General features: G+C 48.1%; 20 protein-coding genes and 1 tRNA gene. 5 read left to right on the top strand and 16 right to left on the bottom strand.

All coding sequences use genetic code 11. The features are described 5' to 3' along the window. Positions 1-44: 44 nt before the first annotated feature. The 7 genes from pheT to ACO0K3_RS08375 form a co-directional block, all read right to left on the bottom strand. On the bottom strand, positions 45-2,471 hold the full coding sequence (pheT, locus tag ACO0K3_RS08405; protein WP_422983613.1) for a phenylalanine--tRNA ligase subunit beta: 2,427 nt from the start codon (positions 2,469-2,471) through the stop codon (positions 45-47). Positions 2,472-2,662: 191 nt separating this feature from the next. Next, the gene (gene pheS, locus ACO0K3_RS08400) at positions 2,663-3,679 is read right to left on the bottom strand and encodes a phenylalanine--tRNA ligase subunit alpha (protein WP_422983611.1); all 1,017 of its coding nucleotides are present in this window, start codon (positions 3,677-3,679) and stop codon (positions 2,663-2,665) included. Between the two features lie 130 nt (positions 3,680-3,809). Then, positions 3,810-4,169: a 50S ribosomal protein L20 gene (gene rplT, locus ACO0K3_RS08395; protein ID WP_262835908.1), complete on the bottom strand. Its 360-nt coding sequence runs from the start codon at positions 4,167-4,169 to the stop codon at positions 3,810-3,812. A gap of 27 nt (positions 4,170-4,196) precedes the next feature. Then, a complete protein-coding gene (gene rpmI / locus ACO0K3_RS08390) occupies positions 4,197-4,394 on the bottom strand; it encodes a 50S ribosomal protein L35 (RefSeq protein WP_262835907.1) in 198 nt (65 codons plus the stop codon). A 157-nt stretch (positions 4,395-4,551) separates the two neighbouring features. Next, entirely contained in the window at positions 4,552-5,088 is a 537-nt protein-coding gene (gene infC, locus ACO0K3_RS08385) for a translation initiation factor IF-3 (RefSeq protein WP_262835906.1), read from the bottom strand. Positions 5,089-5,131: 43 nt separating this feature from the next. After that, complete coding sequence (gene thrS / locus ACO0K3_RS08380) at positions 5,132-7,042, bottom strand: threonine--tRNA ligase (RefSeq protein WP_422983609.1); 1,911 nt, start codon at positions 7,040-7,042, stop codon at positions 5,132-5,134. Positions 7,043-7,280: 238 nt separating this feature from the next. Further along, positions 7,281-7,357, bottom strand: a tRNA-Val gene (locus tag ACO0K3_RS08375). A 208-nt stretch (positions 7,358-7,565) separates the two neighbouring features. Here ACO0K3_RS08375 and ACO0K3_RS08370 point away from each other — a divergent pair. Beyond that, positions 7,566-8,516, top strand: coding sequence for a cation diffusion facilitator family transporter (locus ACO0K3_RS08370; protein ID WP_422983607.1), 951 nt, complete (start codon positions 7,566-7,568; stop codon positions 8,514-8,516). A gap of 206 nt (positions 8,517-8,722) precedes the next feature. On the opposite strand, the gene ACO0K3_RS08365 is transcribed toward ACO0K3_RS08370, so the two are convergent. The 3 genes from ACO0K3_RS08365 to ACO0K3_RS08355 form a co-directional block, all read right to left on the bottom strand. After that, positions 8,723-10,960 (bottom strand): RelA/SpoT family protein, encoded by a 2,238-nt coding sequence (locus ACO0K3_RS08365; RefSeq protein ID WP_422983605.1) that lies wholly within the window; start codon positions 10,958-10,960, stop codon positions 8,723-8,725. Between the two features lie 4 nt (positions 10,961-10,964). Next, positions 10,965-11,315 carry a RidA family protein gene (locus tag ACO0K3_RS08360; protein WP_422983603.1) on the bottom strand — a complete coding sequence of 117 codons (351 nt, stop codon included), beginning with the start codon at positions 11,313-11,315 and terminating at the stop codon, positions 10,965-10,967. A 64-nt stretch (positions 11,316-11,379) separates the two neighbouring features. Then, positions 11,380-12,243, bottom strand: a complete 864-nt coding sequence (locus tag ACO0K3_RS08355; protein WP_422983601.1) for an alpha/beta fold hydrolase — start codon at positions 12,241-12,243, stop codon at positions 11,380-11,382. 240 nt (positions 12,244-12,483) lie between these two features. Here ACO0K3_RS08355 and ACO0K3_RS08350 point away from each other — a divergent pair, with 240 nt between their 5' ends. Together ACO0K3_RS08350 and ACO0K3_RS08345 are read left to right on the top strand one after the other, a co-directional pair. Then, on the top strand, positions 12,484-13,278 hold the full coding sequence (locus ACO0K3_RS08350; protein WP_422983599.1) for a 3-hydroxybutyrate dehydrogenase: 795 nt from the start codon (positions 12,484-12,486) through the stop codon (positions 13,276-13,278). Between the two features lie 392 nt (positions 13,279-13,670). Beyond that, a complete protein-coding gene (locus tag ACO0K3_RS08345) occupies positions 13,671-14,222 on the top strand; it encodes a DUF3617 domain-containing protein (protein ID WP_422983597.1) in 552 nt (183 codons plus the stop codon). Positions 14,223-14,444: 222 nt separating this feature from the next. Here ACO0K3_RS08345 and ACO0K3_RS08340 read toward each other — a convergent pair whose 3' ends face one another. Both ACO0K3_RS08340 and ACO0K3_RS08335 read right to left on the bottom strand, forming a co-directional pair. Continuing rightward, positions 14,445-15,086: a CoA transferase subunit B gene (locus tag ACO0K3_RS08340; RefSeq protein ID WP_422983595.1), complete on the bottom strand. Its 642-nt coding sequence runs from the start codon at positions 15,084-15,086 to the stop codon at positions 14,445-14,447. Between the two features lie 10 nt (positions 15,087-15,096). Then, positions 15,097-15,798 (bottom strand): CoA transferase subunit A, encoded by a 702-nt coding sequence (locus ACO0K3_RS08335; protein ID WP_422960375.1) that lies wholly within the window; start codon positions 15,796-15,798, stop codon positions 15,097-15,099. A gap of 270 nt (positions 15,799-16,068) precedes the next feature. Here ACO0K3_RS08335 and ACO0K3_RS08330 point away from each other — a divergent pair, with 270 nt between their 5' ends. Next, entirely contained in the window at positions 16,069-16,629 is a 561-nt protein-coding gene (locus ACO0K3_RS08330; protein WP_422960469.1) for a LuxR C-terminal-related transcriptional regulator, read from the top strand. A gap of 40 nt (positions 16,630-16,669) precedes the next feature. On the opposite strand, the gene ACO0K3_RS08325 is transcribed toward ACO0K3_RS08330, so the two are convergent. Together ACO0K3_RS08325 and ACO0K3_RS08320 are read right to left on the bottom strand one after the other, a co-directional pair. Next, entirely contained in the window at positions 16,670-17,134 is a 465-nt protein-coding gene (locus ACO0K3_RS08325; protein WP_422983593.1) for an acyl-CoA thioesterase, read from the bottom strand. After that, positions 17,131-17,907 (bottom strand): SDR family oxidoreductase, encoded by a 777-nt coding sequence (locus ACO0K3_RS08320; RefSeq protein WP_422956042.1) that lies wholly within the window; start codon positions 17,905-17,907, stop codon positions 17,131-17,133. Before ACO0K3_RS08320 ends, ACO0K3_RS08325 begins: the two co-directional genes overlap by 4 nt. A gap of 395 nt (positions 17,908-18,302) precedes the next feature. On the opposite strand from ACO0K3_RS08320, the gene ACO0K3_RS08315 reads away from it, so the two are divergent. Then, positions 18,303-19,925 carry an electron transfer flavoprotein-ubiquinone oxidoreductase gene (locus ACO0K3_RS08315; RefSeq protein ID WP_422984041.1) on the top strand — a complete coding sequence of 541 codons (1,623 nt, stop codon included), beginning with the start codon at positions 18,303-18,305 and terminating at the stop codon, positions 19,923-19,925. A 293-nt stretch (positions 19,926-20,218) separates the two neighbouring features. Here the strand turns inward: ACO0K3_RS08315 and ACO0K3_RS08310 are convergent, their stop codons facing one another. Continuing rightward, positions 20,219-20,791, bottom strand: coding sequence for a hypothetical protein (locus ACO0K3_RS08310; protein WP_422983591.1), 573 nt, complete (start codon positions 20,789-20,791; stop codon positions 20,219-20,221). Between the two features lie 10 nt (positions 20,792-20,801). Further along, the gene (locus ACO0K3_RS08305) at positions 20,802-21,461 is read right to left on the bottom strand and encodes a MarC family protein (RefSeq protein ID WP_422983589.1); all 660 of its coding nucleotides are present in this window, start codon (positions 21,459-21,461) and stop codon (positions 20,802-20,804) included. Positions 21,462-21,473 lie beyond the last annotated feature (12 nt).

The following is a 21,473-nucleotide window of genomic DNA, read 5'->3' as shown; positions in this document are numbered from 1 at the left end:
GATCATGATAATTTTTATTTATTTAACTGAATTGCACCAAATTGTTAACGTAATTTAGCGAAGAATTTAGCAGCTACAGCAGCAAGCAAAGCGGCCATTGCTGCCTCAACTTTATCGTCTTGTAACGTACTTTGAGTATCTTGCAAGCTAAAGCGGAAAGCAAGACTTTTTTCGTCAGATTCCAATCCCTTACCGCGATATTCATCAAATAAAACAACGGCTTGCAAGATTTTACATGTTTCGTTATTTGCCGCCTCATGATGAAATACATCCATCAAATCTTGCACCGATACTGACTGTTTTACCTGCAATGCCATATCGCGTGTCACCATCTGGAATTTTGAAATTTCCTTATAAACAGGTAGCTGAATCGCTTGCAAAGCGTTCGTACTGATTTCAAAAACGACAGGCGCTAAAGGCAAGTCGTATTTTTGCTGCAGACGCGGATGCAACTCACCGATCATGCCGACGAATTGACCTTCAAATTCAATAGTCGCTGAGCGTCCCGGATGCAAAGCGACGTGTTCGGTTTTAGAAAAACGCAAAACTTTAGGCGCAAACAGCGCTTCCAAATCAGCCTTAACATCAAAGAAATCAACATTACGAGTTGCCTGCCCCCATTGCTCGTCTGCGACAGGACCATATGCCAAGGCAGCGAGACGCTTAGGCTGATCATAACCAGCAACGGTCAAGGGCCCATCGGGGATCGACACATCGCGCAGATACACCGCACCAATTTCAAAAATACGAATACGGTTGAGTTTGCGATTCAGATTGTAACGAGCGTTCGCAACCAGACTACCGATCAAGCTCGAGCGCATGACGCTCATCTGACTTGCAATTGGATTCAGTAATTTAACCGGCGCATCGTTGCCGGCAAAATCCTTTTCCCATGCGGCCTCAACAAAACTGTAATTGACGACTTCCTGATAATCGAGATCCGCAATTTGACGGCGCAAAGTAAATAAGGAACGATGATTTTCCGGCGCAATCAACATCGCATTAGCGGCAACTGGTGGCCGGGTCGGAATATTCTCAAAGCCATAAACGCGCGCGACCTCTTCAATCAGATCTTCTTCAATCTCAATGTCGAAACGATAGCTAGGCGGCGTCACCAGAAACTCTCCCGGTGTCTGGGTAAAGACTAATCCAAGGCGAGTAAAAATATCGGCAATTTGTGCGTCATCCAGTGCTACACCAATAATCTTTACGGCACGCGCAGTACGTAAACGCACGGCAGGACGCTGAGGCAAATTAACGATCTGGTCATCCACTGGCCCCACTTTCACTTGGGAAGAGCCACCGCAGATTTCGGCGATCAATGCGGTAATGCGTTCGATATGCTCGACGGTCGTCGCATAATCGACACCTCGCTCAAAGCGATGTGCCGCATCGGTAGAAAAATTATATTTACGGGCCCGGCCTTGTATTGCCTGAGGCCACCAGAACGCCGCTTCGAGATAAATATTTTGTGTCTCCAGACTCACAGCGGTTGAGTCGCCACCCATGATACCGGCCAACGATTCGATCTCTTTATCATCAGAAATGACGCCAACCCACTCATCAACACTGACTGTATTACCATTCAACAGTTTGAGAGATTCGCCAGCTTTGCCCCAGCGAACGTCCAGGTCACCATGAATTTTATCAAGGTCAAATACATGGGTTGGACGCCCTAGCTCCAGCATCACATAATTAGAAATGTCGACCAATGCCGAAATCGGGCGCTGACCGCTACGCTCCAGACGTTGCTTCATCCAGTCAGGCGTCGCCGCTTTTGCATTCACACCACGGATAACGCGACCACTGAATCGACCACATAAATCAGGGGCTGAGATTTTTACTTTGAGCGTTTCTTGCAAAGTTACAGCGACAGGATTAATTTCCGGCGTCACCAAAACAGTGCCAGTTAGTGCAGACACTTCGCGTGCTACGCCCAGAACAGACAAACAATCGGCTTTGTTAGGTGTCAGTTTAATAGTGAATTTCAGATCATTCAGTTGGTAATAATCACGGAAATTCTGACCGACGGGCGCATCGGCAGGCAAATCAAGCAGGCCACCATGATCCTCAGATAATTTCAATTCACGTGCAGAGCACAGCATGCCTTGCGATTCAACGCCACGCAATTTACCAACTTTGATTTCAAAAGGTTTGCCATCTGGACCTGGTGGCAAAATAGCACCTGCCATTGCACAAGGAACCTTCATGCCAACGCGAACGTTTGGCGCGCCGCATACGATATTGAGCAAAGTCCCAATACCGACATCGACCTGGCACACATTAAGGCGATCAGCATCCGGATGCTTGGCAATCTCGCGAACTTCGGCGACAACCACATGACTAAAAGGTGGCGCAACCGCCTCCACTTCCTCAACTTCCAATCCTGACATCGTCAGTAGATGAGACAATTCATCCGAAGACATCTTCGGATCAACCATAGTGCGTAGCCAGTTTTCAGAAAATTGCATAATTCAACCGTGATGTTGATGGTGTACTTTGCAGTACGGGAAATTTAATACAGTCTAAACAATATAAATGGAGCGTCTAGAAATTCAATTATCGGGATGCAGATTGAGGCGCAAAACGTAGCAATACGTCGGTATTGCGAGGCTCTGTAATGAAGATATGCGCCCGAGAATTGGATTTATAGATGTTTACATTAATTAAATTGCTTTAAGAATCGCAGATCGCCTTCGTAAAATAAACGCAGATCATTAATTCCATAACGGAGCATCGCTAGGCGCTCAAGGCCTGAACCGAAGGCAAAACCTATGTATTTTTCGGGGTCCAATCCCATGTTCCGGATCACTGCAGGATGTACTTGACCTGAGCCGGACACCTCCAACCAGCGCCCTTTCAGCGGACCGCTGCCAAAAGCAATATCGATCTCAGCAGAGGGTTCTGTGAACGGGAAATAAGAAGGACGGAAGCGTACTTGCAAATCATCAGTCTCAAAAAAAGCTTTGACGAAATTCAGGTACACACCTTTTAAGTCGGCAAAACTGATGTTCTCATCAATCCATAAACCTTCAACCTGATGAAACATAGGGGAATGTGTTGCATCACTATCTACGCGATAAGTACGGCCGGGTGCTATCACCTTGATCGGCGGCTGATTCATGCGAGCGTAACGTACCTGCATAGGGCTGGTATGGGTGCGCAGCAGTAGTGGCTTACCTGCGCTATCGTTACCTTCGACATAAAAAGTGTCCTGCATTGAGCGCGCAGGATGATTCTCAGGACTGTTTAGTGCAGTGAAATTAGTCCAGTCATTTTCGATTTCAGGACCATCGGCCACATCAAAACCAATCGAGCGAAAAATCTCCTCGACTCTCTGCCAGGTGCGCATAACAGGATGAATACCCCCCATGCCACGACCGCGACCAGGCAAGCTCACATCAATCGCCTCAGCATTTAAGCGGGATTGCATTTGTGCGTTCGACAAAGCGTCACGACGCTCTGTCAATAAATTTTCTATCTGTTCTTTTGCAGCATTGATAATCGCGCCTTGCGCTTTGCGCTCATCTGGCGCCAACTTGCCCAGACTTTTCATTTGCTCTGTTATCTGTCCGGTTTTTCCAAGATATAGTGCCTTGGCGTTTTCCAGTGCAGCAGCGTCTTGTGCGGCAGAGAAGTCTGCACGCGCTTGAATTACAAGATGATCTAAGGGGTTCATGCGATTATTCCCGACAGGGAAGCTGAAATTTGATTACTGAAAATAAAACGGGGCACAGGATTCAACCTCTGCCCCGCTCATCTTGCGATATTGCCCGACCTATATCTGCCAGGCAAACCGCACCTAGCAATTATGCTGCCAGGTTGGCCTTAACTTGATTGACAATCGCAGCAAAAGCTGGCTTATCAGTCACTGCCATATCGGCCAGGACTTTACGATCCAGTTCGATAGAGGCTTTTTTCAGGCCATTCATGAACACGCTGTATGTCAGGCCATGTTGACGACTAGCTGCATTGATACGCGTGATCCACAAAGCGCGGAATACACGTTTTTTGTTACGACGATCACGGTAGGCATATTGACCAGCGCGCATAACTGCTTGCTTGGCAATACGGTATACCTTGCTGCGGCGACCACGATAGCCTTTGGCTAAATCGAGAACTTTCTTATGACGGGCACGAGCTGTAACCCCACGTTTTACTCTAGGCATAGTAACTCCTTAAATAGTGAGTAGAGGTTAAGCTGTTGGCATCATGCGCATGACTGATGTTACGTCTGCTGCATTAACGTTCGTGATACCGCGCAATTGGCGTTTGTTCTTGGTTGTTTTCTTAGTCAAGATATGACGTTTGAAAGCGTGACCACATTTAACAGTTCCACCTGGGCGAACGCGAAAGCGCTTCTTGGCAGAGCTTTTTGTTTTCATTTTAGGCATAAAACACCTGTCTGTTTAGGACAGTTCCTTTTTAACATGATTGTAGGTGGCAACGATTACGATGCACTTGGATGCCTACTCTCACTTGTTGGAGCATGAAATCGAGTCCATACTCATCGCAACAACCACTGACTTGCATCAATGATTCTCGCAAATCTTATTTCTTTTTCTTCGGTGCCAGAATCATGATCATCTGACGACCTTCCATCTTAGGAAACTGTTCAACCTGGCCATACGGCTCCAGATCCAGCTTCAGACGCTCCAACATACGCATACCAATTTCCTGATGCGCCATTTCACGACCACGGAAACGCAAAGTAATTTTGGTTTTGTCGCCATCATCCAAAAACTTGGTCAGATTACGCAACTTAATGTTGTAATCACCATCATCTGTACCAGGGCGGAATTTTACTTCCTTGACCAGAATGACTTTTTGCTTCAGCTTTGCTTCGTGCGCCTTCTTCTGTTCCTGGTACTTGAATTTGCCGTAATCCATCAAACGGCAAACCGGGGGTTGCGCAGTAGGCGCAATCTCCACCAAATCAACATTGGCCTCTTCCGCTAAGCGAAAGGCCTCAACTAGTTTAACGATACCTAACGGCTCGTTTTCAACGCCGGATAAGCGCACTTCTGGCGCTGTAATTTCACCGTTGATGCGATGTGACTTGTCAGTAGCTATTGCAGTTTCCTTCAAAAATTAAATAATTTGGCTGTGCTTCTTTGCGTAACAGTTCTGGTTAAGCCTTGGTGTCGATGTCATTTTTCAGACGTTCCAAGAAGGCATCTTGGGTCATTACACCCAGATCCAGATTGCCACGTGTACGCACAGCCACTGTGTTTGCATCCCGCTCCTTATCACCGATCACGATGATGTAAGGTAATTTCTGCATTGAATGCTCGCGTATTTTATAGGTTATTTTCTCATTACGCAAATCTGTGTGCACCCTAAACCCTTGTTTCTTCAGGTTTTCCGCAACGGATTTAGCGTATTCGGCCTGTGATTCAGAGATATTCAAGACCGCAATTTGTACTGGTGCCAGCCATACCGGCATCGCACCAGCGTGATTTTCTATCAACATTCCAATAAAACGCTCGAGCGAACCGACAATAGCACGATGTAACATTACCGGCACTTTACGGCTATTATCATCCGCCACATATTCAGCTCCGAGGCGACCAGGCATAAAGAAATCAACCTGCATAGTACCTACCTGCCAAGGACGTCCGAGGCTATCCTTCAGGTGATATTCGATTTTCGGTCCGTAGAATGCGCCCTCACCTGGCAACTCCTCCCAATCAGTCAGACCACAGGCACGCAAGCCAGCCCGCAGCGTTTCTTCCGCGGTATCCCAGACTGCATCACTACCAATACGATTATCAGGACGCAAAGCAAGCTTGACTTGAATGTGCTCGAAACCGAAGTCTTTATACACTTTCATTGCTTGCGGATGAAATGCGATCACTTCTGATTGAATCTGCTCTTCACTACAGAAGATATGCCCATCATCCTGAGTGAAGCCGCGTACACGCATGATGCCGTGCAAAGCACCAGAAGGTTCATTACGATGACACTGTCCAAATTCGCCGAAACGCAACGGCAGGTCGCGGTAACTCTTCATGCCAGAATTAAAAATCTGCACATGACCAGGGCAATTCATCGGCTTTAACGCATAAGAGCGGTTTTCCGACTCAGTGATAAACATATTGTCTTTATAATTATCCCAGTGGCCAGTCTTACCCCACAAGCTACTATCAAGAATCTGCGGCCCCTTCACCTCCTGATAACCGCACTCCTGATACACCTTGCGCATGTATTGCTCTACTTGCTGCCAGATCGTCCAGCCTTTAGCGTGCCAAAACACCAGGCCCGGTGCCTCATCCTGGAAATGAAACAAATCAAGTGCCTTACCCAGCTTACGATGGTCGCGCTTTTCAGCTTCTTCCAGCATATGCAGGTATTGTTCCTGATCTTCCTTTTTTGCAAACGCTGTACCGTAAATCCGTTGCAGCATTTCATTCTTAGAGTCGCCTCGCCAGTACGCGCCCGCCAGTTTCATCAGCTTGAATACTTTCAACTTGCCAGTTGAAGGCACATGCGGGCCACGGCACAAATCGGTAAAGCCACCCTCTGAATACAGCGACACATCTTGATCCGCCGGAATCGATTCAATAATTTCCGCCTTATAGGCTTCACCAATCGATTTAAAGTAAGCAACAGCCTCATCACGCGGCAAGACCTTACGAGTAACCAGCTCATCCTTCTTAGCCAATTCCTGCATCTTCTTTTCAATCGCAGCCAGATCATCCGGAGTAAATGGACGCTTGTATGAAAAGTCGTAGTAAAAACCGTTTTCGATGACTGGACCAATAGTGACTTGCGCTTCAGGAAACAACTCTTTCACTGCATATGCCAGCAAATGGGCTGTCGAGTGACGAATGACCTCAAGACCATCCGCATCTTTGTCTGTCACGATCGCCAGATCCACATCGGAAGAAATCAAATGTGAGGTATCTACCAATTTACCGTCAACCTTGCCAGCCAATGCCGCCTTGGCAAGACCCGCACCAATGCTTGCCGCCACCTGAGCAACAGTGACTGGGGCATCAAACTGACGCTGCGAACCATCGGGAAGTCGAACTGAAACCATTTTAAGTCTCCATGCCGGCAATATTTGCCGAATACCTACAACGTTCAAAAAAAATAGCAGAAAACGCGGACGAAAAAAAACGCGGGCTAGCCGCGTTTTTTTCAAAAATTACAAACGAAAAAGACCCTCGACTAACGTCGCTCACAAATTGCTGTGATCGTAGTTCGCGGTGTCATAACCATGCTGCCTTTCTCGCTCTTACCTATGTAGCAATGCTAGCATTGCATGATAAAAATTCTGGTGGGCGGTGCAGAATTCGAATCTGCGACCCCTTGGATGTCGACCAAGTATTCTAACCAGCTGAACTAACCGCCCGAAGAGCCGAGACTATAGCAAACCAAGACGAAAACGTAAACACCTTTTCTGTGTTTTTATTGATTTTGTAAAATTCTTGGGGAAGTTTCACCGAGATAAGACCACCAGCCAACCCTCAGTCCCCCTCAATCTCTTACGGGCTTTCACCACATTGTCACGTATCACGATTACACTGACGATAGTCATCGTATTTATCATTCTCTTACTCATGCATCAAAAAACATCTACACAGAAAAGCGAACACCTGCATGCACATCGTCGCGGCGATGCACAGCATCAGCACTTTTTTGAAAACCGCAGTCAAAAAATCCTCGCCTGGGCGCTTGGTCTCACTTTAAGTTTTGCGGGGGTTGAAGTCGGCTTTGGCTTTTGGTCAAATTCTCTGGCGCTGATCTCAGATGCAGGACACATGGTAACGGATGCCGCTGCTCTGGGCTTGGCGCTGCTCGCCCAAATGATTGCCAAACGTCCGCCTACTGCCAAAAACTCCTTCGGTTTCGGCCGGGCTGAAGCACTGGCAGCGTTCGTCAATGGCCTGGTGATGCTGGCCGTCGTGGGGTGGATCGTATTTGAGGCAGTACAAAGACTGTCACATCCGGAATCGGTTCAAGGTGGCGCTGTCATGCTGGTGGCTAGTATTGGTCTTGCAATCAATATCGTAGTGGCATGGGTACTGTCCCACGACAAAGAAAGCGTGAATACAAAAGCTGCACTGGTACACGTCATGGGGGATTTGCTTGGCTCTGTTGCAGCGATTGTCTCCGGCGCCGTCATTTACTATGTTGGCTGGATGCAGATCGATCCTATTTTATCGATCTTTGTTTCTCTTCTGATTTTGAAATCGACCTTTGGTGTCTTAGGTGAGTCATACCATTTTTTGATGGAAGGCGTTCCGCACCATATCGACTATGTGCAGATTGGCGATGACCTGGAAGCTATTTCCGGCGTACTTTCCGTACATGATTTACACGTCTGGGAAATGTCGCCCGGCTACCCTGCACTGATCGGGCATTTAGAAATTGACGATCTGAGTGCATGGCCACGCATCCTTGAAAGCGTCAAAAATATGCTCTTGGAAAAACATAAAATTGATCACATCACCTTGCAGGCAGAAGCGCCAGGCATGGCAGAAGATGAGGGTGTAGACGATTACAGTTGAACTGTCGCCAGACAGAGTCTGGAAAAAGTAAATTGAGATATCGGGCGAAAAAAAGTTGCTCTGCCTTGACGCAATACGCTCAAGGTTTATTTCAGAGCGCGACAGACATACCCCAGTATTCATGCGCCTCCTGGCACCAAATACTGCCAGAAGGCGCGTTCACATTGCGGACTCAATAAGAGAGTAAATCCGCTTGCAAACACACATCACTGCCTGCGAACCTCAAGTACGCCACTGACTTCGCGAATCACGGTCAATGCTTTTTGTAATTGTGCGGTGCCACCAATCTCGGCAGTAAATGACATCCTTGCCTGCGATTTTGCACTTTGGGTATTTACGCCAATCACATTGATTTTTTCACGAGAAAATACTTCAGAAATATCCCGCAGCAGGCCTTGCCTGTCTTGCGCCAGGACAAAAATATCGACCGGATAAACCGTTTCTTTGCCGTGCTCGCCCCATGTCGTCTGAATGACGCGCTCCGGTGCTTTATGACGCATCTCTGCAAAATTTTTGCAGTTCAGTCGATGAATGGAAACGCCTTTGCCTCGCGTCACAAAACCGACGATTTCATCAGGCGGCGCGGGCTTACAGCAGCGCGCAAGTTGCGTCATCAACCCCTCGGTGCCTACTACCAGCACACCTGACTTAGCACCTTGCGTCACACTTGATGCCCGGCTTTTATTGGTGATACTGACTTCGTCCGGATCGACAACCTCTACGTTTTCGCGCAAGACATTTTCAATCTGACGTAAGCTGAATTCGTCTTTACCAACGGATAAAAATAATTCATCGACACTGGCAAAGCCCAGCTTGTGTGCGAGGTCTTCCAGATTAACTGCCGTCTTTCCTTCTCGCTGCAAGGTTTTTTCAACCAGGGCACGACCGTTCGATAAGGTTTCTTGCTGATCAATCACGTTGAACCACGCGCGGATCTTGCTGCGTGTTCTGGTACTTGCCGAGTACTCTGCATTGAGCCAGTCACGTGACGGTCCGGTTTGCGGAGAACCGGCTTTGAGTGTAATGATCTCTATCGTCTGGCCGTTTTTCAGCGGCGTATTCAGAGGCACCATTACGTTATCGACACGTGCACCACGGCAACGATGTCCGACATCCGTATGCAAGTGATACGCAAAATCGACCGGGGTTGAATTACTCGGTAATTCAATCACGCGCGCCTGCGGTGTCAGCACATAAATTCGGTCGTCCAGGCTTGCTGCCTTGATTTTTTCAACCCATTCACGCTGCAATTCTTCTTGTCCGACAACGACGTCGGCGACCTCGGTTTTCCATGCCAGCAGTTGCCGCAGCCAAGCGATTTTTTCGTCATATTCCTGCGCAGAAAAATTCGATCCGCCAGACTCCTTATAGCGCCAGTGTGCCGCGACACCATATTCGGCGAACTGATGCATTTCGCGTGTGCGGATCTGCACTTCAAGCGGACGACCATCTTCGACGATCACCACTGTATGCAGTGACTTATAACCATTCGGCTTAGGCCGGGAAATATAATCATCAAACTCTTTGGGAATGGGCGTCCAGGCGTTATGGACGATTCCCAATACGGTATAGCAGTCGCGAATATCATCAACGACGACGCGGAAAGCACGCACGTCATACAACTCGTCAAAATCGACATCCTTGCCACGCATTTTTTTCCAAATGCTGTAAATGTGTTTGGGGCGACCAGACACTTCTGCCTTGACACCAGCCGCCCTCAATTCTGTGTTCAGGCGAGCGATAGCGGAGACCACAAAACTTTCGCGCTCGAGTCGCTTCTCTTCGAGCATTTTTGCAATACGCTTATATTGTTCTGGCTCCAGAAAACGGAATGACAAATCCTCCAACTCCCATTTTAATTGCCACACCCCTAGCCTGTTCGCCAGCGGTGCGTACAAATCCATGGTCTCACTCGCGTATTGCTGCGCAGCCCCGTCGTCACGCTTGCAATCAGCAAAATAACGCAAGGTCGTGACACGCGAAGCCAGCCTTACTAGCACTACGCGCATATCGGTCGCCATCGCCAGAACCATCTTGCGCAGCGTCTCCATTTGCGTTGCTGCTTTTTCAGCGGCATCTTTACCGCGTCCGACATCATGCTGCGTCAATGCGGCTTCACGTAGACGCATCAGGCGACGGATACCGCTGACCAGATCAGCAATTTCCTTACCAAACCTTGATTCAATCTGTTCGGCGGCGACAGGACTCAGCTCAGGCAATTCAAATAACAGACCTGCGATCCGGGTATCGACATCCGTACGCAACATCGCCAGAGTAGCGACGACGCCCTGAACAAACTGCAATGCATTTTGTTCAGTAACAACCTGACGATGTGCATACAAAGGTGTGATGAATTCCAGTGCCGCCATGACGCGATCACACTCGTTTTCAGACAAACCCTCAAGTAGTTGAGATTGCGACCCTGTCGCCGAAATGGAAACCATATACTTAATTCTGTGCGGCTGTGACGACAACCTCAATTAACCATGCAGGATTTGCCAGCGCAGCCTGAACTGTCGCACGTGGCGGCGCATTACCTGACGCAACCCAGGCATCCCATGCCTGATTCATGCCGCCAATTTGCTGGATATCGGATAAAAAAATCTGACACATTAAAATGCGCGATTTATCGCTGCCGGCTTCCGCCAATAAGCGATCAACATGCCCTAATACTTCAGCGGTCTGGCCGATAATATCCTTGCTCGTATCTTCAGGAATTTGTCCGGCAAGATAAATTACTTTATTAAAAATAGCGGTCTCGGACAGACGCTGTCCGACATGAAAACGTTGTAAGCTCATTGCATTCCTGATGACAGCAAAACTAGTTGATAACAACATGACTGCGGGCACTCGCCCAAACAGTTTACGTTAATAAAAATTCTCTGGCGATAGCGATTTGCTCAGGCTGGACAAAAGTCGGTGCATGCCCTACTCCTGCCAGTTCAACCACCTTCGCTCGTGGTCCACGTTGCTGCATTTCTGCCGCTGTTTCTGCGCTCAGCAAATCGGAGTCAGCGCCCCTCACGACCAGTGTCTGGCACCGAATCGCATCATAGGTCGCCCACAACATGGCCTGACCGGCCAATGCCATTTCCGGTGTGGTCGCCTTAATCGGTATGGATAAATTTAAATCATAATGGCGTATCCACTGCCCTTCTTTATTCTGACGTAAAACATCAGTGGCCAACTTATGCCACTGTGCTTCCGTATGCGGACCAAATGACGCAGATACCAGGCGAATATAAGCAGCGCCTTCATCAAAGCTGGCAAAACGCATATCTTGTCCGATGTAATCAGCAATCCGCGCAATCGCTGCGGGATTGAGTACGGGACCGACATCATTGAGCAGCAATTTCCGGATCGGATTATCTGGCAGCGCCGCCATCCCCATACCGATCAAACCGCCCATTGAAGTACCAAACCAGTCAATCACATCCGCATCCAGTCGCGCCAGTAATGTCACCATATCGCTGACATATTGCGGTATCTGATAAAACTGTGGATTACGCAACCAGTCTGATTGCCCGCGCCCGACAATGTCAGGACAGACCACGCGGTAAGTGTCAGACATTGCCTCGGCCAGCGCATCGAAATCGTCTGCTACCCGCGTTACACCGTGCACACATAACAGCACGCGAGAATTACGGGGGTCGCCCCACTCCTTATACGAGACCCGATGCAATCCAGCAGGAGACAAACATTGAACTGACTTGCGTTGGGCTGACATGAGGAGCACCTTTCAAGAATGAGCGCAGCGAAGAGGATACGAAGAATATCAATAGCAGAGTTCTAGTAGTATTACTATGTCATCAAGTCGTCGCACTATTTCACTAGGCTAGCGCTTAAAATCATTGACGTCATTTGAATGCTTAGGGTTCACGTCATCTACCGGCCTCATAGCGAGGGTATGCCGGATAACATAGGTAAGTTCTACAACCATCATTTTAAACATATACAAGGGGTCGCGATGCAAAATCATTCACTCAAAGGTAAAACAGCACTGGTTACCGGCTCAACCTCCGGTATTGGTTTGGGTATTGCCAGATCGTTTGCCGGAGCCGGTGCCAATATTATTTTTAATGGTTTCGGAGATGCGCAGGAAATAGCGGCCCTGCAAGCTGCTGTGGCTCAAGAATTTTCGGTAAAAACGGCCTATCACAATGCCGATATGAGTAAAGCCGCCGAGATCACGGCAATGATGGATTATGCGACGAGTCAATTTGGCGGCGTCGATATCCTGGTGAATAACGCTGGCATCCAGCATGTGGCGAACATTGAGGATTTTCCGGTCGAAAAATGGGACGCCATCATTGCGATTAATCTGAGTTCAGCGTTCCATACGACACGCCTGGCCTTACCTGGCATGAAAACCAAAAACTGGGGTCGCATCATTAATATCGCCTCAGTCCATGGTCTGGTCGCGTCAGCACAGAAATCTGCCTATGTCGCCGCCAAACATGGCTTGGTTGGTTTTACCAAAACTACGGCATTAGAAACTGCCCATACAGGCATCACCTGTAATGCAATTTGCCCGGGCTGGGTATTGACACCACTGGTCCAGAAGCAAGTCGATGCGCGCGCAGCCGCCGACAAGCTGAGTAATGATGACGCCAAGAAAGCCCTGCTCGCTGAAAAACAACCCTCAGGCGAATTTGTTACGCCTGAACAGTTAGGTGCTCTTGCTGTGTTTTTCTGTAGCGACGCTGCCAATCAGGTACGCGGCGTGGCATGGAATATGGATGGTGGCTGGGTCGCCCAATAACGGCTTATAGCAAAAAAGGGCGGGAGTTTGAACGGATCAGGGGCGAAATAACTTTGAATTTCTCCCTTAGCGAACTATATTAATAATTCATCATCTGTTTAGCTGATCGGGACTTTCGCAAAACGACATTTGCTTGCCACTAGTCATATTGAATCCGCAGGCTGGGTGCGGCTTCCAGAGACATTTTGCGCCAACAGGCGCATCAGGCTTACGGATTCATTTGAGGAACTTCTAAAAATTCTTCAACCGACATCCTATGGAACTGCTTACCCCTGCCTTGTATTTGTGTCTCTGCGTCACAGCGCCTCTGTGTCACTGTGGTGAGAGGTCTTGGTTTTTTCGTCAGTCATATTGATGCTCCTTCGCTCCACTATCTGTCCATGAGGCAAGCTATGCGCACACAACCGACATCTGTCATCCTGACCTCTTTACTAGGCTTATTCATCGCTACAGCAACTCCTGCTGTTTTTGCCGCAGGCAAAATGAAGCCTGGCTTGTGGGAGATGACCATGCAGTCGGATACGATGAAAAATATGCCGGCGATTCCTCCAGAACAGCTAGAGAAAATGAAGCAAATGGGCATCAAAATACCCATGATGCAAAATGGTGGCATGACACATCAGGTCTGTATCACGAAGGAAATGGCAGAGCGTGATCACCCCGGCACGGGGCAAAAAGAAGATGCTTCCTGCCAGCCCAAAAACATCCAAAACAGCGGGGGTACATGGTCGATGGATCTGATCTGCGACAGTCCCGACATGAAGGGCACAGGAACGGTCAAAGGCATGTATAGCGGAGATAGCGCAATGCAATCGACCTATGACTTTAAAGGGGTTACTCATGGAAAACCTATCAGTCAACATATGGAAACCAAAGGCAAGTGGTTGTCAGCTGATTGTGGCGATGTCAAACCAGTCGGCGAGATGGCAAAGAAAAAACAGTAAAAATACTTCAATTTTTTAAAAAAACAGGGAGTATCGCCCTCAAATGCCCGAATGTGCCCGTCAATCATAGAGAAATAAGGCATTATCCCCTATACACCATCCAGTATATTCAATCTGGATTCACCATTTTCACCATTAGACCGGAATCACCTCTTTAAATAAAAAACGCCAGCAATATCTGCTGGCGTTTTGCATTAACACGACCGGATTAGCAGAATCTCATCAGCTACATGCGCTGATATCCAATGCGGCTTCTGTTTTCGCAGTAATTTCTTCTATACTGACACCGGGCGCCAGTTCGATCAATTTCAATCCTGCCGGTGTCACATCGATCACGCCAAGATCAGTGATGATGCGATTCACGACACCTACACCGGTTAAAGGCAGATTGCAGGATTTCAGGATTTTGTGCGTGTCACCTTTTGCGACGTGCTCCATCAAGACCACAACATGACCAACGCCGGCAACCAGATCCATCGCACCGCCCATGCCTTTGACCATCTTGCCGGGGATCATCCAGTTCGCCAGATCGCCATGCTCGCTGACCTGCATTGCCCCCAAAATAGCAAGATTGATCTTGCCACCGCGTATCATCGCAAAAGAATCTGCCGAGCTGAATATCGATGATCCAGGCAATGTCGTCACGGTCTGCTTGCCGGCATTAATCATGTCGGGATCTACTTCTGCTTCCGTCGGAAACGGGCCGATTCCCAACAAGCCATTTTCAGATTGCAACCAGACTTCCATCCCTTGCGGCACATGATTCGCAACCAGGGTTGGCAAGCCAATACCCAGATTGACGTAATATCCGTCCTGTAATTCTTTTGCCGCACGTGCAGCCATTTCATCACGATTCCAAGCCATCTTGTTCTCCTTATTCTGCTGGGCGAACAGTGCGCTGTTCTATGCGTTTTTCAGGCGTTGCATTCACAACGATGCGATGAACAAAAATGCCTGGCGTATGAACGTCATCAGGATCAATCTCACCTGTTTCTACCAATTGCTCCACTTCAACCACGGTGATCTTGCCTGCCATAGCGACATTCGGATTGAAGTTGCGTGCTGTTTTGCGATAGACCAGATTGCCTGACTTATCGGCCTTATAGGCTTTGACCAGCGATACATCGGCAACCAGAGAACGCTCCATCACATAACGCTGTCCGTCAAATTCGCGGATCTCTTTACCATCCGCCACAATCGTGCCGACGCCAGTTTTCGTAAAAAATGCGGGGATACCCGCGCCGCCTGCACGTAATTTCTCAGCGAGAGTGCCCTGCGGTGTAAATTCAAGTGCCAGTTCGCCAGCCAGATACTGACGTTCAAACTCTTTATTTTCACCAACGTAAGAAGCGATCATTTTTTTGATCTGACGGGTAGTCAACAATTGCCCCAGGCCAAAGCCATCCACACCGGCATTATTCGAAATCGCTGTCAGGTTCTGAACACCAGAATCGCGCAAGGCGGCAATCAGCGCCTCGGGAATACCGCAGAGTCCAAAACCGCCGACCGCAATGGTTTGACCATCTTTGACGATATCTGCCAGAGCCGAGGCAGCGTCAGGATAAACCTTATTCATTTTGTCCCTTTTTAATGATGAAAACGTCTCGTCACACGCATTCCGTCCAGACGGAAATTTTTTATACTTTTTTTAATGCGCATCTCTTATGATACACACAGCATAAGATGCTACTCTATGCCGCGCAATACCGTAAAAATACCTGATTTTTATTTAATTTTTTTGACCTTTATGTCATTGATCAATCATGGCTGCGCAGACAAAAGCAATGACAGCGCCCATGATGCGAAGACGAAATTCCCATACCCATTCGAGACCAGATTACTCACTATGAATGTAGCGCAGGCCATCAATTTTGAAACTATTTTTCAGCAGGCTCCCGTCGGTATGTGCGTCTCTCAAAACCGCATCATCCGCGCCTGCAACGATGATTTAGCGAACATGTTTGGCTATCAAAAAGAAGAGTTGCTCGGCCAATCATTTCTCGTACTCTACCCGACTCCAGATGAGTTCGAACGGACAGGTGCCCGCATCACACCGATCATGAGCAGCAAAGGCTACTATTCCGACGAACGCATCATGAAGCGCGCCAATCAAGAACTCTTCTGGTGCCACGTATCAGGACGTGGGCTACACAAAGAAGATGCACATGCCGCTGGCATATGGACCTTTGAAGATCTGAGCTCAAAACGTTCTGTGACCGCCGAACTGACACCACGCGAAAGAGAGATTGCCGCCTTACTCGTTGAGGGTAAAACCAGTAAGCTGATCGCTCGTCAAATCGGACTCAGTCCCAGAACGGTGGAAATGCACCGGGCTAAGCTGATGCGCAAATTTACAGCATCGACCTCAAGTGAGCTGGTGCACAAATTATTACGTATCGTCAGCTAATACCACATTAATTACGACAGCAAATATCACCTCAAGGCAGTTACGCAGCTCTGGCGCGACGCTGTGGCTTGGCAGCTGATTTTAACTCCGTCAGTTTTTGCTTGATCGCCTCGGGTAATGCCGTCGATTTTTGCGTTTGCGCATCTACCCAGACAACTTTGGCGCCGCCCTCGGCGTACAAAGCATAACCGTCACCTACGCTGCGCATTTCTTGAATTGTTTCAAAACTGCTACGCCCGGCATCACCGATATAAGTACAGACCTCGACCTGGTCAGGATATTTCAGAGGACGCTTGAAAGTGCAATGCGCATTCACGATCACTGGCCCATTACCTTTGTCATCAGGCAAACAGCCCAGCATCGTCAGCCACTCGATACGCGCCTGCTCCATGTAGCGAAAGTACACCGTATTATTGACATGACCCATCGCATCCATATCGCCCCAGCGAATAGGAATGGTCACGGTATAAACCAATTTTTTATCAGGCACTTTCTGATCGATCATTGCGCGCTCATTCCATCGTCTGCCGTCACTATCGCTCCGTTCAGGAAACGCGACTCTTCTGCAGCCAGCAGCAACAATAAACCATCAAGATCTTCCGGCACGCCAACGCGTTTTCTCGGCAACATGTCGATCAGTTTCTGGCCTTGCTCGCTGCTGAAATGATCTTGATTAATTTCTGTAGAAATATAGCCCGGACAAATTGCATTGACGTTGATACCAAACTTACCCCATTCAACAGCCATTGATTTCGTCATATGCACGACTGCGGCTTTACTGACGCAGTAAATGCCAATTTGCGGCAAGACTCGTAAGCCAGCTACCGAGGCAATATTAATGATGCGATGTTGTTTTTTTGGATCACCTTTATAGCGTGCAATCATCCGTTTAGCAGCTTCCTGGGCAACAAAAAAAGCACCGCGTTGATTGGTATCCATCACATACGCATAATCTTCTGGCGTCACGTCAATCAGACGCTGTGTCGTTGAAACGCCGGAGTTATTGATGAGGATATCAATCGGACCCGCTTCGGTTTCTGCGTGAGCAATCGCCGATTTGATGCTCGCATAATCTGTCACATCAAGCGCGACAACATGGGCAGCACCGCCCTCTGCCTCGATCTCTGCACGCAATTCTTTTAAGCGATCGATACGACGCGATGCCAGCACTACCTGAGCACCAGCCTGCGCAAGAATTTTGGCAAACCGGGCACCGAGGCCGCTGGACGCTCCTGTGACTAATGCAATTTTTCCCTCAAAATTAACTTCAATACCCATTTGATTCTCCGGATGAAAATACTGCCAAAATATCGGCCAAAAACTGTAATCGAAATCCTGCTAAAAGCTTGAGTAAGCGTACCACTCTAAATGTGCCGCTATGATGACATAGTCACCATGTTTGTGTTTTATAAATTCCCGGTTTCACGACTATTTTTCTCAAACTGAAGAGAGAAAAAGCATGAAAATGCTGCATCTTGCCAAGTGCTCTGCGATAATTCACCCACAATAAAAGCAGGCATCACATAATTTTTAGAACAGATGCTCAGCTTGCAGAATAAAGTCACAGCATATAACATACCGACAACAAATAAGCACGTTCGTTCGTAAATTTTCTGAAAGCGATAATCACCATGACACAAAGCCTAGTAGAGCAATACGGTCCGCGCGATGCGATGGAATATGACGTCGTCATCGTCGGTGGCGGCCCTGCCGGCCTGTCCGCTGCGATCAAGCTCAAACAACTCGCTGCAGAAAAAGGCAATGAAGTGTCGGTCTGCGTTCTTGAAAAAGGCGGAGAACCTGGTGCGCACATCCTGTCCGGTGCCGTCATGGATCCCAAAGCGCTAAGCGAATTATTTCCGAACTGGAAGGAAATGGGCGCGCCGTTAAATACCGAAGTCACCGAAGATCGTGTCCTCGTTCTGACCGAGAAAAAAGCGTACAAAACACCAAACTGGATGTTGCCAGCCTGCTTTGAGAATCATGGCAACTATATCGTCTCACTGGCAAATGTCACTCGCTGGCTAGGTCAGCAAGCCGAGGCGCTGGGTGTCGAGGTATTTCCAGGCTTTGCCGCCGCTGAAGTGCTGTACAACGACGATGGATCGGTTAAGGGCGTAGCGACAGGCAATATGGGCGTAGACCGTCATGGCGCGGCCTCTCCGGCCTTCCAGCTGGGTATGGAGCTGCATGCAAAATACACTTTATTCGCCGAGGGTGCGCGTGGTCACCTGGGCAAGCAAGTAATCGCAAAATACGATCTGAGCAAAGGTAAAGATCCACAGTCATACGGTATCGGCATCAAAGAATTATGGGAAATCGATCCTAAGCAACATAAGCCAGGTCTGGTGGTTCACACGACAGGATGGCCGTTAATGGATCAATACAGCGGATCTTTCCTGTATCACCTGGAAAACAATCAAGTTGCCGTCGGCTATGTTGTTGGTCTCGCCTATGAAAACCCTTACCTGTCACCGTATGAGGAGTTTCAGCGTTTCAAAACGCATCCGGCAATTTGCGGCTTCTTTGAAGGTGGCAAGCGTATTTCTTATGGCGCACGTGCGATTACTGCTGGCGGCTTGCAATCGCTGCCTAAACTGACATTCCCAGGTGGCGCTTTGATTGGTTGTGATGCTGGCTTCTTGAATATGAGCCGTATCAAGGGTAGCCATGCCGCGATTAAAACAGGCATGCTGGCAGCGACCGCCGCTTTTGATGCATTGGGTGCACAACGTCAGCACGATGAACTGACAGCCTACTCAACAGCATTTGAACAGTCTTGGCTACATGAGGAATTGCATACCGCGCGCAATGTAAAGCCTTTACTGAAAAAGGGAACCTATGGTTCTCCGCTAGTCTGGCTGGATCAGGTTGTCTTGCGAGGCAAGGCACCATGGACCTTGCATCACTCAAAAGCCGATCATGAATGTTTGCGCCCTGCGTCCGAATTCCAGCCGATTGTGTATCCGAAACCGGATGGCAAACTGACGTTTGACCGCCTGTCGTCGGTATTTATTTCAAATACGAACCACGCCGAAGATCAGCCGATTCATTTAACCTTAAAAGATGCAAGCGTCCCGGTCGGCATCAATCTGGCGACCTATGCCGGGCCAGAGTCCCGTTATTGTCCTGCTGGCGTGTATGAGTTTGTGAAGACGGAAGAAGGCGCAGACCGCCTGCAAATCAATGCGCAAAACTGTGTCCATTGCAAAACTTGCGACATCAAAGATCCGACACAAAATATTGTATGGGTTACTCCCGAAGGTGGTGGTGGTCCTAACTATCCGAGTATGTAAAACGCTGCCTGTTTGCTTTCACATAAATACAAAAAACCACGAAAAATCGTGGTTTTTTTGTATGCAGTTTATATCTACGTCGTTTATCGGTTTCCTTGAATTATTTTGCGACATCAAGGTTCAAGCTACTTAGTAATACCTCGCATAGCAAATTATTTCTACAATAAAATGCCGACTTGAATATATCAGGTGTCCATATGACTATTAGATGCAAATGCTAAAGCATATTAAATGTTTCATATTAGAGACTCATTAAAATCAGTGTTACTCAGAATATATAAAAACAGCTGAAGTCAAAGAAATAGCGCTCGATACAGACTCTTGCATCTATCAGGACTATCTGCCCCGGCTGGTAGCAAAACGATTTTGATTTGCAGATTTTTCTCCATTGCGATGAGACTGGCAATTTGCTCAAGACTGGCCGACGTAGATTCAATCGCCAACAGGACCGGGCGATCCCAACGATGAAGGCGCACCGCGGCAATCTGCGTGAGTAAACGCTGCTGCGCCCGGCTATCAAAATGTGCCGCATGCAAATGGAATACAGCCACATCGCAGGACGCCATCAGCGCATGGTGTTCGAGATGTTGATGCCGGTCTTGATCCTGATATAAATGAATCAAGGTTGTGTGATAAGCGCAGTAAGTCGTTTCCAGCTTGGCTGCCAGACTACCGGCACAAATTGAATGCAATGCCGCGCCAGCTTTCAGCTCGATCGCATTCCAACCAAGCTCAGTATCAGACTGCTGAGAAACCAGCAGTACATTTCTACCAGCATCTGCCCGCTGTTGTGCAACAGCCTTCGCCAACGTGGCGCTTGCGCGCATTGAATGCAGAGAGGGATCAGCCACCATGGTCAAAATCATCGGAGTCCCATCAATGCTGAAAATACAGATGGAGACCAGTCAACATTCTATCGATCGCAATCACCGCCAGAATCAAACCTAACAAGATCTGAAAGCCATTAGCGACTAATGCGAATCTGCGATAGTTTTGTACATTTTTTAGCGTAACGAGAAGGACGGTAAGCACCACCGTGGCGGCAGCCGAAGCAGCCACAATTTGCTGCATGTGCTCTGGCTGTATCGCGCTTAACAACAAGACTGTCATCATTGCAGTCGGGCTAAAAAGCCGCAACAAAGACCAGCGCTTATCATCAAACGGATCAAGGATTTGATTGGCTTGATGATTAGTGCGCTGAGATATTTTCTTTGTCTTAGAAAAAAATACCATTCCCAGCGCAGCCAACAATAAGATCAATCCAGCGCTCACTTGCAGGCTAGCCCTATTGGCTACTGATATTGGTACCCAATATCGAAACGATTGTCCGAATAATGAGAGCAAAAGCAGTATCAACAACAAGCAAGTACACGCCATGAAAATCTGGTTATTGCTTGGTGAGGACGCTACTCCCGGACTTACTCCCGACGTCGTTAACAAATCGGACTGAGAATTTACGATCAACTGAGGCGACATGCCTAACATGGAATTAAGTACTAAAAGTAAAACAATGAAAAATGAAAAGGTAAATGACATAGCGGCGCTGAA

It is taken from the genome of Undibacterium sp. Rencai35W (genome assembly GCF_049340185.1).
Taxonomy (GTDB): domain Bacteria; phylum Pseudomonadota; class Gammaproteobacteria; order Burkholderiales; family Burkholderiaceae_D; genus Undibacterium.
The sequence above is the reverse complement of the archived record's forward strand: the minus strand, read 5'-3'. Positions and strand labels throughout refer to the sequence as shown.

What these genes read in the sequence shown, in the direction of transcription:
- pheS (WP_422983611.1), bottom strand. Translation starts at nt 3,679, where the DNA reads ATGAACCCCTTAGATCATCTTGTAATTCAAGCGCGTGCAGACTTCTCT.
- ACO0K3_RS08315 (WP_422984041.1), top strand. Translation starts at nt 18,303, where the DNA reads ATGGAATATGACGTCGTCATCGTCGGTGGCGGCCCTGCCGGCCTGTCC.
- ACO0K3_RS08365 (WP_422983605.1), bottom strand. Translation starts at nt 10,960, where the DNA reads ATGGTTTCCATTTCGGCGACAGGGTCGCAATCTCAACTACTTGAGGGT.
- ACO0K3_RS08355 (WP_422983601.1), bottom strand. Translation starts at nt 12,243, where the DNA reads ATGTCAGCCCAACGCAAGTCAGTTCAATGTTTGTCTCCTGCTGGATTG.
- thrS (WP_422983609.1), bottom strand. Translation starts at nt 7,042, where the DNA reads ATGGTTTCAGTTCGACTTCCCGATGGTTCGCAGCGTCAGTTTGATGCC.
- ACO0K3_RS08340 (WP_422983595.1), bottom strand. Translation starts at nt 15,086, where the DNA reads ATGGCTTGGAATCGTGATGAAATGGCTGCACGTGCGGCAAAAGAATTA.
- rplT (WP_262835908.1), bottom strand. Translation starts at nt 4,169, where the DNA reads ATGCCTAGAGTAAAACGTGGGGTTACAGCTCGTGCCCGTCATAAGAAA.
- pheT (WP_422983613.1), bottom strand. Translation starts at nt 2,471, where the DNA reads ATGCAATTTTCTGAAAACTGGCTACGCACTATGGTTGATCCGAAGATG.
- ACO0K3_RS08325 (WP_422983593.1), bottom strand. Translation starts at nt 17,134, where the DNA reads ATGATCGATCAGAAAGTGCCTGATAAAAAATTGGTTTATACCGTGACC.
- ACO0K3_RS08345 (WP_422983597.1), top strand. Translation starts at nt 13,671, where the DNA reads ATGCGCACACAACCGACATCTGTCATCCTGACCTCTTTACTAGGCTTA.
- ACO0K3_RS08335 (WP_422960375.1), bottom strand. Translation starts at nt 15,798, where the DNA reads ATGAATAAGGTTTATCCTGACGCTGCCTCGGCTCTGGCAGATATCGTC.
- ACO0K3_RS08320 (WP_422956042.1), bottom strand. Translation starts at nt 17,907, where the DNA reads ATGGGTATTGAAGTTAATTTTGAGGGAAAAATTGCATTAGTCACAGGA.
- ACO0K3_RS08330 (WP_422960469.1), top strand. Translation starts at nt 16,069, where the DNA reads ATGAATGTAGCGCAGGCCATCAATTTTGAAACTATTTTTCAGCAGGCT.
- ACO0K3_RS08310 (WP_422983591.1), bottom strand. Translation starts at nt 20,791, where the DNA reads ATGATTTTGACCATGGTGGCTGATCCCTCTCTGCATTCAATGCGCGCA.
- ACO0K3_RS08370 (WP_422983607.1), top strand. Translation starts at nt 7,566, where the DNA reads ATGCATCAAAAAACATCTACACAGAAAAGCGAACACCTGCATGCACAT.
- ACO0K3_RS08305 (WP_422983589.1), bottom strand. Translation starts at nt 21,461, where the DNA reads ATGTCATTTACCTTTTCATTTTTCATTGTTTTACTTTTAGTACTTAAT.
- ACO0K3_RS08350 (WP_422983599.1), top strand. Translation starts at nt 12,484, where the DNA reads ATGCAAAATCATTCACTCAAAGGTAAAACAGCACTGGTTACCGGCTCA.
- rpmI (WP_262835907.1), bottom strand. Translation starts at nt 4,394, where the DNA reads ATGCCTAAAATGAAAACAAAAAGCTCTGCCAAGAAGCGCTTTCGCGTT.
- ACO0K3_RS08360 (WP_422983603.1), bottom strand. Translation starts at nt 11,315, where the DNA reads ATGAGCTTACAACGTTTTCATGTCGGACAGCGTCTGTCCGAGACCGCT.